Genomic DNA, 19,841 nt, shown 5'->3' on the forward strand with positions numbered 1-19,841 from the left:
AGGGTCCGCTTGTGCGCCTCACCGATCGCCGGTTCGCGCTGTTGCTGATGGCGCCGGCCGGGTTGTTCCTGCTCGCCTTCGTGGCGTGGCCTTTGATCAGATTCGTCTCGAACGCGTTCTACGAGATCTCGCCGATCGCCGGCGGGCCCCGGACGTTCGTCGGCTTCGACAACTTCGCCGCAGCCTTCAGCTCATCGGCGTTCCAGGGAGCATCGCTGCGCACGACCGTCTACACGCTTGTGGTTGTCGCCTTCGAGTTCACGTTCGGCATCGCTGTGGCCCTGCTGTTCACCGCACTGGGCAGCCGGTCGGCGGTGTTTCGTACCGTCTTCATGTATCCGCTGATGATCGCTCCGGTCGTCGCGGGCCTGTTGTGGCGATTCCTGCTCATCGACAACTTCGGCATCGTCAACGAGCTGCTGAGGCGCATCGGCGTACTGCAGAGCACCGATCAGATCGGCTGGCTGAGTGATCCGGACATCGCGCTGTTCTCGGTAGCCCTGCCGGACATCTGGCTGACCACGTCGTTCATCACACTCGTGCTCTTCGCGGGGCTCCAGAACATCCCGGGCGACGTGATCGAGGCCGCGCGCATCGACGGTGTGCGCTATCCGACGCTGCTGTTCCGGATCATCCTGCCGCTGCTCCGGCCGGTGATCGCCGTCGCGCTGATCGTCCGCGGCATCGATGCGGCGAGGGCATTCGACATCATCCTCATCCAGACCAACGGCGGACCTCAGGAGAGTACGACGACGCTCAGCCTGCTGATCTACCGCACGATGACGCGCAACGGCGATCCCGGTCTGGCGAGCGCGATGGGCACCGTGTATCTGATCGCGATGCTAGTGGTCGCTGCCGCGGCGATCCTCGCCATCTGGAGGCCGGGGAGCGAGCAGGCATGAACGGTCTCGAGACGCGCCGGCGTTCCACGCGCGCCCTGGTGTGGGGCGGACTGGCGGTCACACTGGTGCTGTACGGGTTCCCGTTCGTCTACCTGCTGCTGACCTCGTTCAAATCGCCACTGGACGCCATCGCCGTACCGCCGCACGTGTTGCCGTCGCAGTGGACGCTCGGCAACTACGTCGCGGCGCTGAGCAGGGAAGGCGTCGTACCGGCGCTGATCAACAGCGTGGTGACCGCGATCCTCAGTACGGCGTTCTCATTACTGCTCGGCGTGCCGGCCGCGTATGCGATCACTCGCTACCGCACACCGAGCGGACGGGTCTTCGTGATCGGCGCGCTGATCACCCGCATGGTGCCGACGATCGCGGTTGGCGCACCCTTGGTCGAGACGATGCGAACGCTGCGCATCTCCGACACCTCGATCGGACTCGCGATCGCGCACACCACGATCTCGTTGCCGTTGTCGATCTGGCTGATGTCGAGCTTCTTCGAGGCGGTGCCCGGTGAGCTCGAGGAAGCGGCGAAGGTCGACGGCAGCGGCCGGCTGGAGGCGCTGTGGTACGTCGTACTGCCGGTCGTCTCCGGCGGGCTCGCGGTGACGGCGATCTTCGCGTTTCTCGCCTCGTGGAACGAGTTCCTGTTCGCGCTTCTGCTGACGTCGGTGCGGGCGCAGACCACGCCGATCGTCATCGCGAACTTCCAGACCCAGTTCGGTCTCGACTGGGGCGGGATGACCGCGCTCGCGGCCGTCTACTCGGTCCCGGTCATCCTGCTCACCCTCGCCCTGCAGCGGCACATCGTCGCGGGCCTGACCCTTGGCGCGGTCAAGGGCTGACACCACTCGAATCCGGAGAAGATATGGAATTCTGGCAACCCAACAGCCCGCTCGGCGGCCTGGCTCACGTCAAGTCCGGCCGGTCTCGACGCGAGTCGAGCTGGGACCACAGCGGCGGCAACCGCGACTTCGAGGTCGTGCCCGCCGGAGAGACCTTCGTCATCGCCGACATCGAAGGCGCCGGCCGGATCGAGCACATCTGGCTGACGACCCGCTGCTACTCGGAGAAGTACCTGCGCAAGCTCGTGATCGAGATGTTCTGGGACGGCGAGGACAACCCGAGCGTCCGCGCGCCGCTCGGCGACTTCTTCGGTGTCGGGCACGCGGTCGCGAAGCACTACATCTCGCTTCCGCTCAACGCCGTCTTCGGTCCACGCCGCGGTCCGAAGGGACCGTTCGCGGCCGCGATGAACAGCTACTTTCCGATGCCGTTCGGCAGCCACGCGCGGATCCAGCTCCGCAACGAGAGCGACCAGCCGATCGAGAACCTCTTCTACTACGTCGACTACGAACTGACCGACGAGCCGGTACCGGACGACGTGGGCCGGTTCCACGCGTACTACCGGCAGGAGAAGCCGGCAACCGCCGTGCGCCACACCGCCGAGGTCGAGAACCCGGCGCCGTGGGACCTGCCCGGGACGAATCTGACCGGCGACGACAACTACGTGATCCTCGATGCGGTCGGCAAGGGGCATTACGTTGGTTGCGTGCTGAGCATCGACAACTTCGACGCCTCCAACCAGGTGTTCACCTGGCCGGGGGAGGGCGACGACATGTTCTTCATCGACGGCGAGGTCTGGCCGCCGTCACTGCACGGGACCGGTACCGAGGACTACTTCGGCGCGGCCTGGGGCTTCCCGAGCGGCGAGTACGCCGGTCCGTACCACGGCATCACGCTCGGGGCGAGCCCGCAGGAGCACTTCGGGTTGTGGAGCATGTTCCGCTGGCACATCGAAGACCCGGTCCGCTTCGAGAAGAGCCTCCGCGTGTCGATCGAGCACGGTCATGCGAACGATCAGGGCAACGACTACTCGAGCGTGGCGTACTGGTACCAGGTCGGCGGGCACGCTCCACATGCCGAGCTGCCGCCGGTCGAGGAGCGGCTGCCGCGTCGCTGGCCGGAGCACGGGCTCTGGGACGAGTGAGGCCGGACCGATGAACAACGAGGAGACGGTGGTGCCGAAGGTCGGCATCCGGGATGTCGCGCGGGCCGCGGGGGTCTCCGTCACGACCGTTTCCCACGTTCTGAACGACACTCCGCACACCCGAACCAGCGAGGCGACCAGTGAACGGGTGCGGTCGATCGCGCGGGAACTCGGGTACACGCCGAACCGGCTCGCCCGTGGTCTGCGAACTCGTACGTCGGAGATGATCGGTCTGCTGACCGAGGAGATCGCGACGACTCCGCATGCCGGGCGGATAATCCTCGGTGCGCAGGAGGAAGCGAGCCGCCACAACCTGACGCTCGCGATCATCAACTCGCACCTCGACGCCGGCGCGGAGGCACGGCGGGCCGACGCCCGGGCGCTGATCGAGCGCCAGGTCGACGGCATCATCTACGCCACCGTGTTCCATCACGAGGTCTCGGTACCGCGCGAGCTGCGGGCCGTGCCGGCGGTCCTGATCGGCGCCCTCGACCGGCAGGGCGTCGTACCAGCCGTGCTGCCCGACGAGGCCGGCGGCGCTGCCGAGCTGGTGGCGCTGCTGGCCGAGGCAGGTCACCGCCGGATCGCGTTCGCCAACTCGAGCATCGAGGTGCCGGCAACGCAAGGCCGCCTGGTCGGCTACCTGCGTGGTCTCGAGACCGCTGGCATCCCGCGTGACGATCGCCTGATTGCCTCCGGTGTGTCAGAGGCAGCCGGTGGCTACACAGCTTGCCTCGAACTGCTCGACCGCGCAGACCGTCCGACCGCGATCTTTTGCTACAACGACCGGATGGCGATGGGCGCCTACCGCGCTGCCCAGGAGCTCGGCCTGCGGATCCCCGAGGACGTCTCGATCGTCGGCTTCGACGACCAGGCGCCCATCGCCGCGAGCGTCTATCCCGCACTGACCACGGTCGCTCTCCCGCACTACGAAATGGGCGCCTGGGCGGTCTCCACGCTCACCCGCCTCATCCAGAGCACCAGCACTGCCTGGTACCGGTCGACGGACCCGACGTGGCTTCCTTGCCCTGTCGTCGTCCGCGAATCGGTCAGCCCAGCTCCAGCTCGCCGTCGGGGCGTACGAGGACCGGGGTCGGGTCGGTCAGGGCGCCGATGAAGGTGCCGTTGGGGTCGTTGTGGAGGAAAGCGAGGAAGACCGGGTTGCCGGTGGTGGGATCGGTGATGAGCTTGCCGGCGTACCGGGAGGCTGACTCGTCGGCGGCGAACAGGTGGTCGGAGAGGGGCTTGAACGGGCCTGTGAGGGCATCGCCGACGTAGTAGTGGGTGCCGGTGGTAGGTGCGACGCGGGTGGTGCGGCTGGTGCTGTTGGCGAAGGCGTAGGCGCAGAAGAGGAGGTAGTAGCGGCCGTTGAGGGGGACGACTTGGGGGACTTCCAGGTGGCCGAAGTCGCCTGGTTCGGTGACGGGGCCGATGGGGGTCCAGTCGGTGAGGTTGCCGGATCGGAGAAGGGCGACGACACCGCGGCCGTCGGGTGGGCCGTCAGGCACCCGGGCCGTGACGAGCATCGCGTAGCCGCCGTCCGGGTCGGCGAAGACGCACGGGTCGCGCCAGCACAGGTCGGGCCAGACCGAGACGTCGAGTTGCTCGAAGTACGCCGGATCCGCCTCGAGCACGAAGGCGTCGTCCTTGGTCCAGGTGATGAGGTCGGTGCTGTGCGCCCGGCCGATGCGCTGACGCAGGCCGTCGTCGCCGTGGCAGATGCCGGTGTAGTACATCCACCAGCCGTCGACGCGCAGTACTGAGCCGGTCCAGGTGGCGAGGTCGTCCCAGGCACCGGCTGGGCCGGGGACGAGCGCGTCGGGCAGAACGGTCCAGCTACGTAGATCAGTGGAGACAGCGTGTCCGATCCGGGCGTTGCGGTGCCGGAGGTCGGGATCGCCCAGCGCGCGGGGCGCCTTCAGGAAGAAGAGATGGATGTCCGGACCGTTCTCGGCGAACCAGAAGTCCCACGTCCAGTAGTCGTCCAGTGCAAGCACAGGCAGTCCTTCTCAGTTGTCGGCGCCGGCCAGTTGCCAGGCTCGGCAGGAGGTGTACGGCGTACTGATGCTCAGCTCGGGTGGTCCGGCGCTGACGTCGATGCGGGTGGTGATGCTGGTGTGGTCGCCGACGTACGCCTCGACCATCGAGTGGTCCACGAACAGACGCAGACGTACGTCGTCGGCGGGCACCACTGCCGGACCTTCCTCGTACTCGTCCGGACCCCAGACGTCGTACGCCGAAGCGCCTGGGCGTCGAAGGCGGACCAGTTGACGGGTGGCGTCGATCGTGAGCTCGAGAGCAAGCAGCCCCGCCACGGTGAGGCTGACCACCAGCGGGTCGGCTGAGGCTTCGGCGGTCACCTCGCACTCGAAGGTCGTTCCGCCGATGTGCCCGGGGTCCAAGGCTGCTGTCCGGAGTGATTCGAGCTCGCGGATCGGGCGGATCGTGAGCCGCTCGCCGGCGAGCCCGAGTTCGAGCGGCAGGCCGGCGTTGTGGGCCCAGCCGCCTGCGCGCTGGGCCTCCGGAGTCCGGCCGTCCTGGGCAATCGACCAGAGGATCGTGCGGCCGTCGTCGAGCACGTTTCCGCTCGGCCCGGTGAAGTGCCGACCCAAGTCGAAGCGCCGCGGCTCGGGGTGGTCGGGTGTGAAGGTGGCGGACTCGGGGTCCCAGCGGCCGATCCAGTGCGCCACCTCGACGATCTGGTCCGCCGGTCGCTCGTTCCACCACGGGCACACCAGGAAGACATGCCGGTCATCACCGATCGGGAGGAGGACCGGCAACTCCCACATCTCGCCGGTCTCCGGGTGACGCGATCGATCACCGACAAGGAGCCGGCCGTACGACGTCCACGCCCGGCCGTCGGGGGACCGGTACAGCAACGCCGTGCCACCGTGATCGACGACACCGGCGCCGACGAGCATGAACCAGCCCGAGGTTTCCCGCCATACGAATGGATCCCGGAACTGCCCGGCGACGAGGTCCGGATCATCCGGCATCTCGACGAGCGGAGCCTCGTCGGCGATCCAGCCATCGCCGGACGGACGGGCCAGCGCCACCGACTGATCCGGAGTACGGCTGAAGTCTCCTGCGGTGAAGTAGAGCAACGGCTCGCCGCTCTCTCCGAGAACGCTGCTGCCGCTCCACACGCCGTCTGGCGCGACGGTGGTCCGATCAGGGGTGAGTGCGGGCGGTAGATGAGTCCAGTGAACGAGGTCCTTGCTGATCGCGTGGCCCCACTCGATGGCTCCCCAGAACGGTCCGCGGCGGTTGGCCTGGTAGAAGAGGTGGTGCACGCCGTCCACCTGGATCGGGGCGTGCGGTTCGTTCATCCAGTGCGCCGGCGGCATGAAGTGGTACTCCGGCCGATTCGGATCCTCACCGCGCAACGCCCGCAACTCGGCCACCACGTCCAGATCCGGCAAGGCTGGTGAACCCGCCGCGGCTCGTCGGCGAGCCTCGGCGGGGTCGCACACCACCTCGACGTCGGCGAGCCGCCCGCAGCAGGACTCGTCCGCGCCTTCCGCTTGGTCGGCCCGTCGGCCGATGACCGGCGTACCCGTAGGCAGCGGACCGTGCCAGCCGGCGCTCGCCGCCGTCCTGCCGTCGACCAGGAGCTGCAATTCGGTGCCGTCGGCAAACAATGCCAGCCGCACCCATCGCCCCAGCGCGAGCGGCTTGTCGGCGACCAGCTGACAGTCGCGGGAACCGTCGCTCACTTCGGCCGAGGGCCGGCCGAAGCGGTCGTATCCCAGCGTCAGGTGGGCGTCTCCCTGACCCCAGCTGACCAGGCCCGAGGGACGCCCGGTCAGCGAGGTCAGGGACAGCGGGGCGAACGCGGCCTGGACGAGAACGGTCACTTCGTTCCCCGGTGGCGGTCGTACGCCGTCTGGTAGATCTGCACCAGATCGTCCAGCCCGGCGGCCTTCAGTTGCTTCACGTAGTTGTCCCAGTCCTTCTCGACCCCGCCCCGGACGATCCACGAGGCGCGCTTCTCGTCGACGAGTGCCTTGATCTCGGTCTGGATCTCACCCGAACGCTGCAGTTCTTCCTGTGTGAAGAAGACGAGCGGGTACGACTGCTTCTCGGCGTACGGCAGGTAGATCTTCTCCAGGTCCGTCTGCCGCTGAGCGGCCCGCGGCTCCGGCGCCACGACGGACTTGAAGTCCTCCTTCAGGATCACGCGCGGTCCACCCGGCGCGATCCGCTGCTTGCGCTCACCCGCGCTCTCACCGGGCTTGTCCGGCATGCTCACCAGGACACCGGACGCGTTCTTCTGCAGGCCCTCACCGGCTGGTCCCCACGCGACCTGCGCGGACATCACCGGGTCGTAGAGCCGGTCCACCCAGCGCATCGTGACTTCGGGATACTTGTTCGCGCGCGTGATCGCGAACGCGTCGCGGCCGTAGTCGCCGCCGTTGGCCCGCCCGACGAGCTTGCCCTTCGGCCCCTCGAGCGGACCCATCAAGGCGTAGTCCTTGGTCCGCGGTGCGCCGACGACCTCCTCGGTCTCCCACCACACGAACGAGCCGAGAACCTCGTCCTTGCTCTTGCCCTTGGCGAGGTACTGCTTGTCGGTCTGTGTGAACGTCTCCGGGTCGATCAGCCCCTCGGAGTACCACTGGTGCAGCGTCGAGATCGCCTCCCGGTACTCCGGTTGTGCCGCGGTGTAGATCACCTTGTCGTCGCGGACGATCCGGTGATCGGGGTTGTCCGGCACGCCCGAGATCGCGGCGAACAGGTCGCCGGCGTCGGCGCACCACCAGCCGCCGATGAAGCTCAGCGGGATCTCGTCGGCCTTCCCGTTGCCGTTCGGGTCCTTGGTCTTGAACGCCTGGAGCGTCTGGTGGTACTGCTCGAGCGTCTGCGGCATCGGCAGCCCGAGCTTCTTCAGCCAGGCGGTGTTGATCGAGTAGAAGAACGGTACGGCGCCGATCCCGAGCTCCTCGGCCGCCGGCAGGGAATAGATGTGGCCGTCGGACGCGGTGACCGCGGCCTTGATCTCCGGCCGCTTCTCGAAGATCTTCTTCAGGTTCGGCGCGTACTTGTCGATCAGGGACTCCAGCGGGATCAGGGTCCCGTTGGCGCCGTACGTCGCGATGTCGGAGTCGGTGAACCCGGTGTTGTAGAACGCGTCGGGCAGGTCGCCGCTGGCCAGCAGCAGGTTCTTCTTCTCCTTGTAGACGTTCTCCGGCAGGTTCTCCCACTTGATCTGTACGGCGGTGTCCTGCTGCCACTGCTTGACCAGCGTCATGCTGTTGTAGTCGGGGGCGAGCGGCGCCTTCTGGCCGGAGAATCTCAGCGTGACCGGCTTGCTCACCAGGGGCAGCCCGCTCTCCTGGAAGCCGACTGCGGCGGCCTCGCCGGACACCTTCTCGTCGTTCCCGCCGGAACAGGCGGTGAGGAGTCCGAGCGACAGGACCATCGCGGCGGACAGGACCTTCTTCATGACCAACCTCCTGCGAGGAGTTATACGTATGATGTTCAGCCCTTGAGGGCGCCCGCGACGCCGCCGCGGGTGAGGTACTTCTGCGCGAACGGCGACACGATCAGCAGCGGGAGGGTGGAGACGACGATCATGCCGTACTTGACCAGCTCGCCGACGCGTTGTTGTGCGGCGTACGACGCCAGGTCGCTGCTGAGGTTCCCGTTCGCGGACAGCTCGGACTGCACCAGGATGTTGCGCAGCACGAGTTGCAGCGGGAACTTCGACTCGTCGGTGAGGAAGATGAGCGCGTCGAAGAACGCGTTCCAGTTCCACACCAGGTGGATCAGTACGAGGACGGCGACGAGGGGCTTCGCCAGTGGGAGGACGATCCGGAAGAAGTAGCCGAACTCGCTGGCGCCGTCGAGCTGGGCGGCTTCGCGCACCTCCTCCGGGATCGCGGACCGGAAGTAGGTGCGCGCGATCAGCAGGTTCCAGACGGCGACCGCGTTCGGCAGGACCATCGCCCAGAAGGTGTTCAGCAGGCCGAGCTCCTTGACCACGAGGTAGCGCGGGATCATGCCGCCGTCGAAGAACAACGTGATCAGGAACAGGCCGGTGATGAGGTTCCGGCCGGGCAGGTCCTTGCGGGACAACGCGTAGCCGGCCGAGAGGACAAGAGCAACGCTGATCGCCGTGGCAAAGCCGGTGTAGAGCGCGGAGTTCGCGAAGCCTTGCCAGACGCGGGAATCGCTGAGCAGCCGCTCGTAGCCGTCGAGCGTGAAGCCCGCCGGCCATGCCCAGACTTGCCCGTTGTTGACCGCGTCGGGCTCGCTGAACGAGGCGACGAGGATGAAGTACAGCGGGTAGACGATCGCCAGCACCGCCGCGCCGAGAACGGTTGCGGCGACCACGGTGTATGCGTGGTCCGCCAGTCCGGAGCGGTTGCGGCGGGTACGTCGTACGGTCGTTGCCGCGAGTGTCGTCGTACCCATGTCACATCACCTGCCCGCGGCGAGCCCGCCGTACGACGAGGTGGAAGGTGACCAGGAGAGCCAGATTGATGACCGAGTTGAACAGGCCGATCGCGGCGCTGTAACTGAACTGTGCTTGCTGGAGTCCGGCTTGGTAGACGTAGGTCTGGATCACCTGGGAGGACTCGCGGTTGAGCGGCGTCTGCATCAGGAGCGCTTTCTCGAAGCTGATGTTCATCAAGTTGCCGACCGCAAGCATGAAGAGGACCACCACGGTCGGCAGGATGCCGGGCAGGTCGATGTGCCGGATCCGCTGCCAACTGTTCGCGCCGTCGACCCGTGCCGCGTCGTGCAGCGCCGGGTCGATCGCGGACAGCGCGGCCAGGTAGATGACCAGTTGGAAGCCGGATTCCTGCCAGACCGTCGACCCGACGAACAGCGGACGGAACAACTCCGGCGACCCCATGAACAGGATCGGCTGACCGCCGAGCAGGGTGACGAGGTGGTTGATCAGCCCCGATCGTGGCGAGAGGAGGACGTACATCATCCCGACCACCACGACGGTGGAGATGAACGTGGGGGAGTAGAGGACGCCGCGGACGAAGTTGCGCAGCCGGCCCTCGCGGAGGTTGTTCACCATCAGGGCCAGCAGCACAGGCACCGGGAAGGCGACCAGCAGGTTGATCACCGCCAGCGACAACGTGTTCTCCAGAACACGTTCGAACTGCGGTGAGCCGAAGAACCGCTCGAAATGCTGCCAGCCGGCGAAGGGGCTGGCGCTGAAGCCGTCGATCGGGTTGTAGTTGCGGAACGCGATCTGCACGCCGTACATCGGCCAGAACTTGAACACGGCGAGGTAGACCAGCGCGGGCAGGACCAGGAGGTAGACCTGCCACAGGCGGCCCATCCTCCGCGCCAGTCCGGGCCTGGAGACACGGGCTTCCATACTCATCCCAGACTCCTGACCGACGCCCGCTCCACGAGTGGGCAGGTCACAGCCTCGACCTCGGTCCCGCGCTGACCCGACAGCAGCCGGGCGACGCCCTGCCGGCCCATCTCGGCGAACGGCAGAGCCATGGTGGTGAGTCCCGGGCGCAGGTGCGCGGCGATGAGCTCCTGGTTGTCGAAGCCCATCACCGAGACGTCGTCAGGGATCCGCAGCCCGAGGTCGGCCGCCGCCTGGTAGGCGCCCCACGCCGTACGGTCGTTGGCGCCGAAGATCGCGGTCGGCGGTCGTTTGCGATCGAGGAGCCGGCGAGCGTGCTGGTACGCCGTCTCCGCGTCACCGTCACCCCGCTTCACGAGGGTGCGGTCGATCTTCAGCCCGGCTGCGTCGACCGCGTCCAGGAATCCTCGCTCGCGATCCACCACAGCGGGGAGCCGGGACTCCAGGGTGTTGATGTTGATGAACCCGATGCGCTCGTGACCGCGGTCGATCAGGTACTGCGTGGCCGCGCGACCGCCGGCGTACTCGTCCGGAACGACGGCCGGCAGCGAACCGTCCTCGGTCTCGGCGTTCAGCACGACCGAGGGGACCTCGCGCAACGCGGCCGGAACCTTCAGCCGCCGGTGGTACATCGCGGCGTAGACGATCCCGTCGACCTGGCGAGACAGCAGCGAGTCGATCGCGCGCTCCTCGAGATCGCGGTCGCCGCCTGTGTTCACGATCAGCATCAGGTGACCGTCGGCCCATGCCCGGTCCTGCGCCGCTTCGATGATCTCGCCGGCGAACGGCGTACTGGCCACGATGTCGCCGATGAACCCGATCAGCCGGGAGTGTCCCTCGCGCAGCGACTTCGCCGCCGAGTTCACCCGGTACCCCAGGTGGGCGACGGCCGCCAGCACGCGCTCCCGGGTCTCCGCCGAGACCCGGGAGCCCTCGGCGTCGTTCAGCACCAGACTGACCGTCGCCTGGCTGACCCCCGCCGCCCGAGCCACGTCGTGCATGGTCGGACCGGACCGCCTCCGTGTCACCTGGCACCTCCGCAGTTATACGTACAACCGAACTTTCGCCGCTGAACGTACGCCGACTTCCGGCATCACGTCAACAGCTCGCACGAACAGTTGACACTCTGCCGTCGTGCGCGTACAAACCTTCACCAAATCGTTTTTGCACCCGGACGGTGGCGCACGAGGCTCAGCTCAGCTGACGGGCGGATGCGCGGTGGATGATGGGGCAGGGGAGCTTGACGGGGAACGGGCCGTTGGGTGTGTTGCGCTCCTCGATCAGGTCGAGGAGCGTGTTGGCCGCCCAGCGGCCCATGTCGGCGTGGGGGAGTGCGACAGTTGTCAGCTCGGGGTGGAGGCCGTCGGCGATGTTCTCCTGGTCGTCGTACCCGATCACCGACAGATCGTCGGGGATACGCAGGCCGAGCTCGGCGGCCGCACGGTACGCACCCATCGCCATACGATCGTTGAAGCAGAAGACCGCCGTCGGGCGATTGCGTAGCTGGAGCAGCTGGGAGGTCGCGCGGTAGCCACCGTGTGCGTTGGCGTCGTCGACGGCGACCAGGCGCCCGTCGTACCTGATGCCGGCGTCCTTCAGCGCCGCGCGATACCCGGCGAGGCGGCCGGTGGTGGCGGGGATGTCGTCGCGATTGAGCGCGAAGCCGATCCGGCGGTGCCCCAGCCGGAGCAGCTCCTCGACCGCGGTGCGTCCGCCGCCGACCTCGTCCGGGACCACCGACGGGACGGTCCGCTCGCGGCTGCGAGCGTCGAGCAGGACCGTGGGGAGCCCGGCCAGGTTATCGGGCAGTTCGATCTCGCGGTGGAACATCGTGGCATAGAGGACGCCGTCGACCTGATGCTGCAACGTCGTCTCGATCGCCCGCTTCTCGACGTCCGGATCGCCGCCGGTGTCGAACATCAGGACCGTCCAGCCGCGGGCGAACGCGGCCTCCTGGACGCCGAGGACCATCCGCCCGGCGTACGGCGTGGTCGCGACCCGGTCGCTGATCAACGCCAGCAGATGCGACCGCTGCAACCGCAACCCACGCGCAAGCCGGCTCGGCGTATACCCGAGCCGCTCCGCCACCGCCCGGATCCGCAACCGGGTGTCCTCGGAAACCCGCGTCCCCTCGACCTCGTTGAGCGCATGCGACACAGTCGTCACCGAGACCCCAGCGGCCTCCGCCACATCCTTGATCCCCACCCGCCGCTGCGCCATGCCCACATCCTCACATCCGCCCGCGGACGTCCAACTGGGTACCCACTGCTTCCGTCGTGAAAGACTTCGACCCGTGGCTGATGGGTTCGGGGCACGTGTGCGACGGGCTGTCGAAGGGCTCACGCCTGGCTACTTCGCGCTGGTCATGGCTTCCGGCATCATTTCGGTCGGTATGCACCTGGAAGGTTTCCTTCTCCTGTCTCGGATCTTGCTGGTCGTCTGTTGTGCGGCATTCGTCGTGCTGCTGCTGTTTACCGGATGGAGGTTCGTCGCGTACCGCGCCGCGCTGGTCGAGGACTTCATGGATCCACGCCGGGCGTTCGGCTTCTTCACCTTCGTTGCCGGCATCAACGTTCTCGGCGTCCGGCTCGGCCTGTCCGGATGGTTCACTGCCACGGCCGTCCTGCTCGTCGTCGCCGGACTGGCGTGGCTCGCCTTGGGGTACGTCGTACCGTGGACGGCTGTACTCGGCCGTCAGGAGCGGCCGGTGGTGGCGACCGCCAACGGCACCTGGTTCATCTGGGTGGTAGGCAGTCAGTCCGTCGCGGTCGCGGCGGCCACAGTCGAACCGGTCTTCGAGCCGGTACGGCGGGAGCTCGCGGTCCTGGCGATTATGTCGTGGTCGGTCGGAGTGTTCTTGTACGGGGCTACCGGCATACTCGTCGCGCTGCGACTGATGCTGTACGAGTTCGGGCCCGAGGAGCTGACCCCGCCGTACTGGGTCTCTATGGGGGCCCTGGCCATCACGGTGCTCGCGGGTGCGCGCATCGTCGAGATGGCCGACGCGCCGATGGTGACGGTGACGCGCGACCTGATCGCGGGTCTTTCGGTGGTGTTCTGGGCGTTCGCGACCTGGCTCATCCCGGTGCTCGTTGCCGCGGGCTGGTGGCGTCACGTCCGGCGCCGGGTGCCGCTGCGGTACGAGGCAACCCTGTGGAGCATCGTCTTCCCGTTGGGCATGTATGGCGTTGCAGGGATCTACCTGGGCCGCGCGGATCGTCTGCCGGTGGTGGAGGTAGTTGGCCGCACTGAGCTGTGGGTGGCCTTCACGGTGTGGGTGCTGGTCTTCGCGGCGATGACAAGGCACGTGGCCCGCACGGTCTTTGCGTCGCGACGGACCTGATGGGCCGCATCGAGTCCTTGATCGTGCTGAGCGCGCCGTGCTAGCCGACCGAGGGCGTGATTGGTTTGCTGGATTTCGCCACCGTTCGCCCGTGCGTGCCACAGAGTCGCTTCCGGGCTCCGTCCAAGTGTCTATCGGCTGCTGTCGGCTGGATCGAGCAGGTGAGCGTCAGCGAGGCCGTAGCGGATGTACGCCAGTCCTAGCGGGTTGCCTTTGTTGAGGAGGGCGAGGCGGGTTGCTCGTAGTGCGCTGCCCAGGCTGGTGCCGCCCAGCAGCGCGTCGAGGAAGGTGAGGGGCAAAGGCGTAGGCGAGGCTGGTGAAGATGTCTGAGCGCCCACCAGCCGTGACAATATGCCCGCGAAGAGTGATCATGGAGTCGAGTAGGGATGTGAGGTCGTGGCGACGGATCTGCGGCCCGGTGTTCGGGCCGGTCTCGGGATCGGCGGGCTGGTGCTCGTCGTGGTGGGGGTTCTGCTCGCCTTCCGAGGCGCCAGCGACCTGACCTCGCTCGGAGCATTGATCGTCGGCGCGGTGCTCGGCGTGGCTGCCATCAGTGGGCGACTCCCGAACGAGGTCGGCCTGCAGCGGGTGACCTTCGGGGCCCAGGACCGCAGTGCCCAGTCCTATCGAGAGGCGCTGTACGGCGCTGTCCGGGAAGCCTTGCCGGAAGTGAGTCCACCGAGCCGCGACACAGACTGGCATCCGCGACGGCCGACGTACTGGGTCGACGAACTTCAGCTTCGCGTGGTGATCCGCTGGGCGCCGGACCGGTCGGTCGCCTTGGACGTGTCCACGATCGAGGCCGACTTCTCAGGCACGCGGGATGCTGTTGCGGTACTGCTCGTCACGAACGTCGATGAGGTCGACGACCTGCAATCCGCCGTGAGGTCCAGCATGGGAGAACGTGCCGCGGTCGTGCGCTGGCGCTCGACAGACGACAACGCCGTCCTTCGCCATGTCGCGCGCGGACTCGGCGCGCCGAAAGGCCCGCTGCAGTAGGCGCACTCACCCCTCAGACGTGGTAGTGACGGCCGTCCACCTGCCCCGCGCAGTCCGTGAAGTCGCGGCGGCAGCGTCGCGAACAGTGTGGCGAGGCCTGCGAGAGGGCGGACGAGAACGCTCCCGAGCACAAGTGGTTCGGTGGTGTCGATGTCGTCGAGGTAGTGCCGGCAATCGCCTGTCGGCAACCGGGCATCAGCTGGCCGGGCCGGCCCGCGCCTGGTTTCCAAGGACGGCGTACGCCGCGCGGAGGCCGTCCTCGGCCCGCGCCAGATCCGGTACCCAGCCACTGCCCACGTTGTTGCCATCAGCAACTGTCCGGTGATCGAGCACCCAGCCCTGACTCCTCCGGGTCACCTGCGCTGCAGTGCGGCGCACGAGATGGTGTTCGAGGAGGAACACGCACCCTGACAACACGCCTCGAGCTCGACGGTAGTGCAGCGGCTCGAACCTCGTAATCGTGATCTGCAGCCGGCCCTGATCGTTGGTTGCCGCCGCCTCGCGATGTTGCCCTGACCGTCGGTTTCTCCAGGTCGTGATGTCGACGCATCTGGGCGTGAACACGTCCAGCGGCCAGCGATGCGTGATCGGTGGCCGCTGGCAACCAGTACGGCGGATGTACGCCTGACTGGGACGCTCGGGACCGGTTTGTCAGCTCGTCTGGCCGGGCAGTGGGATCGCGATGACCTCGCCGGTGTCGGCACAGACGCCGCAGTTCGAGACGTATGCCTCGCCGTCCCGGATCGCCAGCCCGGTCGGCATCGTGAGACCTTCGCCGGCGATGAGCGTGCGCGAACCGTTCTGGTCCACGCGGATCAGCGCACCCGTCGGATCACCTGACAGCAGGCCGTTGTGGGCGATCTCGAGCACGTAGAGCGAGCCGTCCGGACCGAACGCGATGTCGATGATGTTCGTGAACCCGCCGGCGACGACCTCAGGTGGTTCGCCCGGCTCGACCCGGAAGATGTTCGCGCCGCCGACCGGGAACGGGAATCCGGTGAGCTGACCGACGTGCAACTCGCCGTCCGGGCCGCGGGTCACGGTCGTCGGCACGGCCTGCATCGGGATGTCCGGGCCGCCGAACGGGTTGGGCACCAGCCGCGGTGGGAAGACGGCCAGCGTCGAGATGCGTCCGGCTGAGCTCACCCTCAGTAGCGAGTTGCCACCGGCGTCCGCGACCACCTGGCCGGCCGCGGTGGTGAGCAGGCCCTGCGGGTTGCTGTCCGGGAGTCCGCCGTCCGGGTTGTCCGAGAGCTCGAAGCCGCCGAGGTCCGCCACCAGCCGGAACGTCCCCTGCGCCGGCTTGGCGCGGACCAGGGTCGCGGCCGTCTGCCCCTCCGCGGGCAGCGCCGCGCGGACGGCCGGGTCGGCGCCGAGGCCGAGCGTCACGAACAGGTTGCCGCTTCCGTTCAGTGCCACGTCGGACGGTCCGAAGACCTCTGGTGTCCCCTGCAGCTCGAACGACGGGAGTCCGGTGAGGACCCGCGTCTGATCCCCTCGCTTCACCTCGGTGACCGCGCCCGTGGCGCCGTAGCAGATCTGTCCGAGCGGATGCGGCACGCAGGGACCCGCCCCGCCCACACCCGCCTCGGCGACGTACAAGGTGCCATTCGGGGCGAACGCCAGGCCGCGAGGGCTGTCGAGCCCCGATGCGACCACGCGCCACGGTGAGTCCTGACCGGCCGCCGGCAGAGCCGGTAGGACGGCAAGACTCAACCCGGTGCTCAGCGCTGTGCCAATGATCATCGCGCGTCGAAACATGTCCCCTCCCCTGGAAGTCCCCGCTCCCGAGTCTGCTCACGACCGTCCCAGCCGTCCATAGCTCGGCGCGCCCGCCGTACAGGCGCACGGCCCGGCGGGCGACGCGGGATCGATGTCGGGGTCGACCGGCTCGAGCGGGACCCCCCGCGCGATTTCGGCCGTCGTGGTCGCCGCGTACCCGCTGGCCGCGAACGCCTGCACCGCGGCCTGCAGGACCTCAGTACGCCGTTCGGCCGCCGTGAGCCGCATCCTCGTTCCCAGCGCGTTTGTGGACTGCGGCCGGATCAGGCGATCGAGTTCAGCAGGTCGGCCGGCACGTCGGGCCGCTCGAGGGCGATGAAGTGGCCGGCCTTCGGGACCTGGGTGAACTCGGCGTTGGGGAGTTGTTGCCGGTTGGCCTGCCGGTCGGTCGGCCGGGACCAGTCCTGCTGGCCGTAGATGAGGTGGATCGGTGCGGTGACCTCGGGGTAGCGGTCGCGGGCGGCGATGAGGCTGGGCAGGTTGCGGTACACGGCGCGGGCGACGGTCGGGTAGCCCGGGTGGCGGCCGACGTTGAGGAGTTCGTTCAGGTAGTCGTCGCGGAGTGCGGCCGGGTCGGCGAGGCCGCCGGTCAGCATGGCGCGCATGACGGGCTTGGGTTCCAGCCGGGCGAGCAGCGGACCTGCCGCCGGCGTGATGACGCCGGTGACGATCAGACGTGCCAGGAGACTGGACCTGGCGATTCCTCCGGGATAGTCGTAGGCGTTGACCGCCACGACGCGGCGGACCCGGTCGGGGAGGTCGGCGGCGGCGGTGAGTGCAAGTACGGCTCCCATCGACTCGCCGAGCAGCGTCACGTCGCGCAGATCGAGGTGGGTGATGAGTCGTACGACGGCCGCGCGCATGGCGGGTTCGTCGTACGAAGCGCCGGGCACGATCTGCGAGTAGCCCATACCGGGCAGGTCGAGCGCGTACACGGTGTATCGCTGCTGAACCAGCGGGATGAGGTGGCGGAAGTGCTCGGCCTGGGTGCGCACGGTGTGCAGCAGGACCAGGGGCGCGCCGCTGCCGCCGGTGAGGTAGCGCAACTGTCCCTGCCGTTGGTCACCTGCCCCGGTCGGGTCGAGGAAACGGCTGGTTGTTCCGGGGACGCTGATTCCGGGTTCGCTGTTGGCGAGGGTCGGCATGTGAGTCTCCAAGGGTGTGTTGCGTTTTCCTACCGACTGAGGGTCACGGTAGACCAGTGAGTTGGAAATGACAACACACTCGGTCTAGGTTGGGGCCCATGACCGATCCCGAGCCGTTGAACGGCATTGACATGGCTGAGCTGCCCTTGGGAGTCCGTCCCTGCTCGCTGGCCGCGGCTCTGGACGTCCTCGGCGAGCGGTGGTCGCTCCTGGCGCTACGTGAGATCGGGTACGGCGTGCACCGGTTCGCCCGGATCGCCGGGTACACGGGCGCATCCCGCGACATCCTGGCTGACCGGCTGCGCAAGTTGGAGGCTGCCGGGGTCATTGAGCGACGCCAGTACAGCGAACATCCGCCGCGTCACGAGTACCACCTGACCGAAGCCGGCCGGGAACTGTTCCCGGTCATGCTCGCCCTGTCCCAGTGGGGTGACAAGTGGGCGGTGGACACCCCATTCCTCACCCGGCGACACTCCTGCGGCCACCCGGTCCAGGTCGACCTGGTCTGCCACCACTGCGGCCGGCCGATCACCCACGACTCCGTCCACGCCCAAGTGACCGGTGCCTGACCGTCGCCCGAGGCTGACCCTCGGACGCAGCGGCGCCCAGCTCGCAGTGCTGACGTCGCCGGGCGATGGAAGGAGGCTCCGGGACAGGCCTCCGCGTTCACCCTGGTGATCGAGCGAGCAGCTCGTTGATCACCCCCCAGAAAAGCGTCGGCCGGAGCATCGCGCTCCGGCCGGCTCACTTGTGCGGGCCGGCGCTAGCGCCGGCTGCGCATCTCGTCGGCGAACGACTCCTGGGCCGCCCGGATCTTCGACAGTTCGGCCTGGTCCGCGAACACCTCGCCCAGTGTGCTCGGGTCCACGTCGTACAGGTGCGTCTGCAGCCACCACACGTTGCCCACCGGATCCTTGATCCGGCACCCGCGGTCTCCGGTGACCCTGGACTCGGCCAGCTCGGTCACCACCGTCGCCCCAGCCTGCAGCGCCCGCGCGAACACCTTGTCGACGTCGTCCACGTACACGCTCAGGAAGGCCGGGGTCTCCGGCCAGTCCGGCTGCGCGTCGAAGGCCATCAGGACCGACTGGCCGACGGTGATCTCCGCGTGCCCGAGAGTGCCGTCCTGGTTGGGTACCGCCAGCGAGCTCTTGACCTCGAAGGTCTGCTCGACGAACTCGAGGAAACGCGCCGCACCCTTCGCAACCACGTACGGCGTCACCGTCGACTTGCCGCCGGGAATCTGCTGCGTTGTCGTCATACGTCTGATCCTGCCTGAGGTAGAGGCCAATCTTTGTCCTCTACCTCGCGCAGTCACCGCCGCTGTCCGCTGTTGATCCTGGGAACGGTGTGGAGCTGTCGCCAAACCGCCCCGGCGCTGCGTCCGCTGGGCCGACGTGACCAGCGCCTCGGCCATGTCTCCAGCAGTGCCGGCGGATCGCCCCGGATCCAGCCGCCTACCGAGTGACAGATCGGTTCGCCTGCTGGTGATGACGCTGGGACTGATACCCATGGCGCTTCGCAGATGACCAGGGTGACCGCCAGGGACTGATCCGGGCGCGAATCCGCCCACGGCGAGGTCATCGTGATACCAGCACACCCGCCGTCGGCCCGCTGTCCGAGCTGCTCACGTTCGCTATCACGACGGCGGTCGGCCGGTGCGTCGGCCGTAGATCCAGCATCCTCATGGCGCGATGCCGCCAGTACACCTTCAGGTCGAGGGCGCCGCGAGGCCTGATCCCGACAGGAGAACGACATGAGCGATGTGATCGTGCGGAATCGACGGGCCGACAGTTCGGCCAACGCGGACCTCACCGAACTCGCACGCCGTGGCGCCGCAGCGTTCGGTTACAAGGCCGACCTTCGGATCGACCGCCGGCTCGCCGAACTCCTGCGCCTGCGGGTGTCTCAGATCAACAACTGCACGTACTGCCTGAACGTCCACTACGAGGCCGCCCGCGACTTCGGTGTCCGCCGGGAGGTGATCGACACCCTCACTGCCTGGTGGGAGACCGAGTTCCACGACGCGGCCGCCCGTGCCGCCCTCGCGTACGCCGAGGCGTTGACGCGGCTGGCCGATGCGACGGTCGCCGACAGCTTCGCCGCACGGCACGACGCTCTCGCCGAGCATTTCTCCCCCGATGAGATCCTCGAGATCATCGGGATCGTCATCAACATGAACGTGTGGACCAGACTCAAGGTCGCCGAGGGAGCTGTCCCTGGGCCGGACTGACAGGGTTCGCCGTACGTCCTGGACCTTGGCGGGCGACGCTCTGTGACTCCGTCAAAGTCTGTGCCCGCTGCTGTGTCCTCCGCTGGTTGCCCGCACCTTGTTCTGGGCCGCGCT

The 19,841-nt window shown here is 67.7% G+C and carries 21 protein-coding genes; 8 read left to right on the top strand and 13 right to left on the bottom strand.

Annotated elements, in window-relative coordinates; genetic code table 11:
* The first annotated feature begins 11 nt into the window (after positions 1-11).
* From AB0H36_RS06220 to AB0H36_RS06235, 4 genes are read left to right on the top strand one after another with little or no spacing between them, the layout of a single operon-like run.
* Positions 12-902 carry a sugar ABC transporter permease gene (locus tag AB0H36_RS06220; RefSeq protein WP_360517378.1) on the top strand — a complete coding sequence of 297 codons (891 nt, stop codon included), beginning with the start codon at positions 12-14 and terminating at the stop codon, positions 900-902.
* Positions 899-1,738 (top strand): carbohydrate ABC transporter permease, encoded by an 840-nt coding sequence (locus AB0H36_RS06225; protein ID WP_360517381.1) that lies wholly within the window; start codon positions 899-901, stop codon positions 1,736-1,738. The genes AB0H36_RS06220 and AB0H36_RS06225 overlap by 4 nt, the downstream gene beginning before the upstream one ends.
* A 23-nt stretch (positions 1,739-1,761) precedes the next feature.
* Positions 1,762-2,883, top strand: a complete 1,122-nt coding sequence (locus AB0H36_RS06230; protein ID WP_360517384.1) for a glycoside hydrolase family 172 protein — start codon at positions 1,762-1,764, stop codon at positions 2,881-2,883.
* Positions 2,884-2,893: 10 nt separating this feature from the next.
* Positions 2,894-4,000: a LacI family DNA-binding transcriptional regulator gene (locus tag AB0H36_RS06235; protein ID WP_360517387.1), complete on the top strand. Its 1,107-nt coding sequence runs from the start codon at positions 2,894-2,896 to the stop codon at positions 3,998-4,000.
* On the opposite strand, the gene AB0H36_RS06240 is transcribed toward AB0H36_RS06235, so the two are convergent.
* The 7 genes from AB0H36_RS06240 to AB0H36_RS06270 all read right to left on the bottom strand — a co-directional run bounded on the left by AB0H36_RS06240 (position 3,933) and on the right by AB0H36_RS06270 (position 12,445).
* Positions 3,933-4,880 (bottom strand): hypothetical protein, encoded by a 948-nt coding sequence (locus tag AB0H36_RS06240; RefSeq protein ID WP_360517390.1) that lies wholly within the window; start codon positions 4,878-4,880, stop codon positions 3,933-3,935. The genes AB0H36_RS06235 and AB0H36_RS06240 overlap by 68 nt on opposite strands.
* Before the next feature lie 12 nt (positions 4,881-4,892).
* Positions 4,893-6,740, bottom strand: coding sequence for a GH32 C-terminal domain-containing protein (locus AB0H36_RS06245; RefSeq protein WP_360517393.1), 1,848 nt, complete (start codon positions 6,738-6,740; stop codon positions 4,893-4,895).
* Positions 6,737-8,329 (bottom strand): ABC transporter substrate-binding protein, encoded by a 1,593-nt coding sequence (locus AB0H36_RS06250; RefSeq protein WP_360517396.1) that lies wholly within the window; start codon positions 8,327-8,329, stop codon positions 6,737-6,739. Before AB0H36_RS06250 ends, AB0H36_RS06245 begins: the two co-directional genes overlap by 4 nt.
* 35 nt (positions 8,330-8,364) lie before the next feature.
* Positions 8,365-9,300, bottom strand: coding sequence for a carbohydrate ABC transporter permease (locus tag AB0H36_RS06255; RefSeq protein ID WP_360517399.1), 936 nt, complete (start codon positions 9,298-9,300; stop codon positions 8,365-8,367).
* Between the two features lies 1 nt (position 9,301).
* Positions 9,302-10,231 carry an ABC transporter permease subunit gene (locus AB0H36_RS06260; protein WP_360517402.1) on the bottom strand — a complete coding sequence of 310 codons (930 nt, stop codon included), beginning with the start codon at positions 10,229-10,231 and terminating at the stop codon, positions 9,302-9,304.
* A complete protein-coding gene (locus AB0H36_RS06265; RefSeq protein ID WP_360517405.1) occupies positions 10,228-11,226 on the bottom strand; it encodes a LacI family DNA-binding transcriptional regulator in 999 nt (332 codons plus the stop codon). The genes AB0H36_RS06260 and AB0H36_RS06265 overlap by 4 nt, the downstream gene beginning before the upstream one ends.
* A gap of 190 nt (positions 11,227-11,416) precedes the next feature.
* Entirely contained in the window at positions 11,417-12,445 is a 1,029-nt protein-coding gene (locus tag AB0H36_RS06270) for a LacI family DNA-binding transcriptional regulator (RefSeq protein ID WP_360517408.1), read from the bottom strand.
* A gap of 73 nt (positions 12,446-12,518) precedes the next feature.
* On the opposite strand from AB0H36_RS06270, the gene AB0H36_RS06275 reads away from it, so the two are divergent.
* Positions 12,519-13,568, top strand: a complete 1,050-nt coding sequence (locus AB0H36_RS06275; protein ID WP_360517411.1) for a tellurite resistance/C4-dicarboxylate transporter family protein — start codon at positions 12,519-12,521, stop codon at positions 13,566-13,568.
* A 131-nt stretch (positions 13,569-13,699) separates the two neighbouring features.
* On the opposite strand, the gene AB0H36_RS06280 is transcribed toward AB0H36_RS06275, so the two are convergent.
* A complete protein-coding gene (locus tag AB0H36_RS06280) occupies positions 13,700-13,867 on the bottom strand; it encodes a hypothetical protein (RefSeq protein ID WP_360517414.1) in 168 nt (55 codons plus the stop codon).
* Positions 13,868-13,964: 97 nt separating this feature from the next.
* Between AB0H36_RS06280 and AB0H36_RS06285 the strand changes: the two genes are divergently transcribed.
* Positions 13,965-14,567 (top strand): hypothetical protein, encoded by a 603-nt coding sequence (locus AB0H36_RS06285; RefSeq protein ID WP_360517417.1) that lies wholly within the window; start codon positions 13,965-13,967, stop codon positions 14,565-14,567.
* A 195-nt stretch (positions 14,568-14,762) separates the two neighbouring features.
* On the opposite strand, the gene AB0H36_RS06290 is transcribed toward AB0H36_RS06285, so the two are convergent.
* The 4 genes from AB0H36_RS06290 to AB0H36_RS06305 all read right to left on the bottom strand — a co-directional run bounded on the left by AB0H36_RS06290 (position 14,763) and on the right by AB0H36_RS06305 (position 17,494).
* Positions 14,763-14,900, bottom strand: a complete 138-nt coding sequence (locus tag AB0H36_RS06290) for a hypothetical protein (RefSeq protein WP_360517420.1) — start codon at positions 14,898-14,900, stop codon at positions 14,763-14,765.
* 318 nt (positions 14,901-15,218) lie between these two features.
* Positions 15,219-16,313, bottom strand: coding sequence for a ScyD/ScyE family protein (locus AB0H36_RS06295; RefSeq protein ID WP_360517423.1), 1,095 nt, complete (start codon positions 16,311-16,313; stop codon positions 15,219-15,221).
* A 51-nt stretch (positions 16,314-16,364) separates the two neighbouring features.
* Complete coding sequence (locus AB0H36_RS06300; protein WP_360517426.1) at positions 16,365-16,577, bottom strand: hypothetical protein; 213 nt, start codon at positions 16,575-16,577, stop codon at positions 16,365-16,367.
* A 35-nt stretch (positions 16,578-16,612) separates the two neighbouring features.
* On the bottom strand, positions 16,613-17,494 hold the full coding sequence (locus AB0H36_RS06305; protein ID WP_360517429.1) for an alpha/beta hydrolase: 882 nt from the start codon (positions 17,492-17,494) through the stop codon (positions 16,613-16,615).
* 98 nt (positions 17,495-17,592) lie between these two features.
* On the opposite strand from AB0H36_RS06305, the gene AB0H36_RS06310 reads away from it, so the two are divergent.
* Positions 17,593-18,063 carry a helix-turn-helix domain-containing protein gene (locus tag AB0H36_RS06310; RefSeq protein WP_360517432.1) on the top strand — a complete coding sequence of 157 codons (471 nt, stop codon included), beginning with the start codon at positions 17,593-17,595 and terminating at the stop codon, positions 18,061-18,063.
* Positions 18,064-18,257: 194 nt separating this feature from the next.
* Here the strand turns inward: AB0H36_RS06310 and AB0H36_RS06315 are convergent, their stop codons facing one another.
* Complete coding sequence (locus AB0H36_RS06315; protein WP_360517435.1) at positions 18,258-18,755, bottom strand: VOC family protein; 498 nt, start codon at positions 18,753-18,755, stop codon at positions 18,258-18,260.
* A gap of 495 nt (positions 18,756-19,250) precedes the next feature.
* On the opposite strand from AB0H36_RS06315, the gene AB0H36_RS06320 reads away from it, so the two are divergent.
* Positions 19,251-19,727, top strand: coding sequence for a carboxymuconolactone decarboxylase family protein (locus AB0H36_RS06320; RefSeq protein WP_360517439.1), 477 nt, complete (start codon positions 19,251-19,253; stop codon positions 19,725-19,727).
* Positions 19,728-19,841 lie beyond the last annotated feature (114 nt).

The organism is Kribbella sp. NPDC050820 (assembly GCF_040653975.1).
In the GTDB taxonomy this organism is placed as follows: domain Bacteria; phylum Actinomycetota; class Actinomycetes; order Propionibacteriales; family Kribbellaceae; genus Kribbella.

Excerpts from the sequence above, each read along its gene's own strand:
- AB0H36_RS06225 (WP_360517381.1), top strand. The coding sequence starts at position 899 with ATGAACGGTCTCGAGACGCGCCGGCGTTCCACGCGCGCCCTGGTGTGG.
- AB0H36_RS06230 (WP_360517384.1), top strand. The coding sequence starts at position 1,762 with ATGGAATTCTGGCAACCCAACAGCCCGCTCGGCGGCCTGGCTCACGTC.
- AB0H36_RS06235 (WP_360517387.1), top strand. The coding sequence starts at position 2,894 with ATGAACAACGAGGAGACGGTGGTGCCGAAGGTCGGCATCCGGGATGTC.
- AB0H36_RS06250 (WP_360517396.1), bottom strand. The coding sequence starts at position 8,329 with ATGAAGAAGGTCCTGTCCGCCGCGATGGTCCTGTCGCTCGGACTCCTC.
- AB0H36_RS06255 (WP_360517399.1), bottom strand. The coding sequence starts at position 9,300 with ATGGGTACGACGACACTCGCGGCAACGACCGTACGACGTACCCGCCGC.
- AB0H36_RS06260 (WP_360517402.1), bottom strand. The coding sequence starts at position 10,231 with ATGAGTATGGAAGCCCGTGTCTCCAGGCCCGGACTGGCGCGGAGGATG.
- AB0H36_RS06265 (WP_360517405.1), bottom strand. The coding sequence starts at position 11,226 with ATGCACGACGTGGCTCGGGCGGCGGGGGTCAGCCAGGCGACGGTCAGT.
- AB0H36_RS06270 (WP_360517408.1), bottom strand. The coding sequence starts at position 12,445 with ATGGCGCAGCGGCGGGTGGGGATCAAGGATGTGGCGGAGGCCGCTGGG.
- AB0H36_RS06295 (WP_360517423.1), bottom strand. The coding sequence starts at position 16,313 with ATGATCATTGGCACAGCGCTGAGCACCGGGTTGAGTCTTGCCGTCCTA.
- AB0H36_RS06300 (WP_360517426.1), bottom strand. The coding sequence starts at position 16,577 with ATGCGGCTCACGGCGGCCGAACGGCGTACTGAGGTCCTGCAGGCCGCG.
- AB0H36_RS06305 (WP_360517429.1), bottom strand. The coding sequence starts at position 17,494 with ATGCCGACCCTCGCCAACAGCGAACCCGGAATCAGCGTCCCCGGAACA.
- AB0H36_RS06310 (WP_360517432.1), top strand. The coding sequence starts at position 17,593 with ATGACCGATCCCGAGCCGTTGAACGGCATTGACATGGCTGAGCTGCCC.
- AB0H36_RS06315 (WP_360517435.1), bottom strand. The coding sequence starts at position 18,755 with ATGACGACAACGCAGCAGATTCCCGGCGGCAAGTCGACGGTGACGCCG.
- AB0H36_RS06320 (WP_360517439.1), top strand. The coding sequence starts at position 19,251 with ATGAGCGATGTGATCGTGCGGAATCGACGGGCCGACAGTTCGGCCAAC.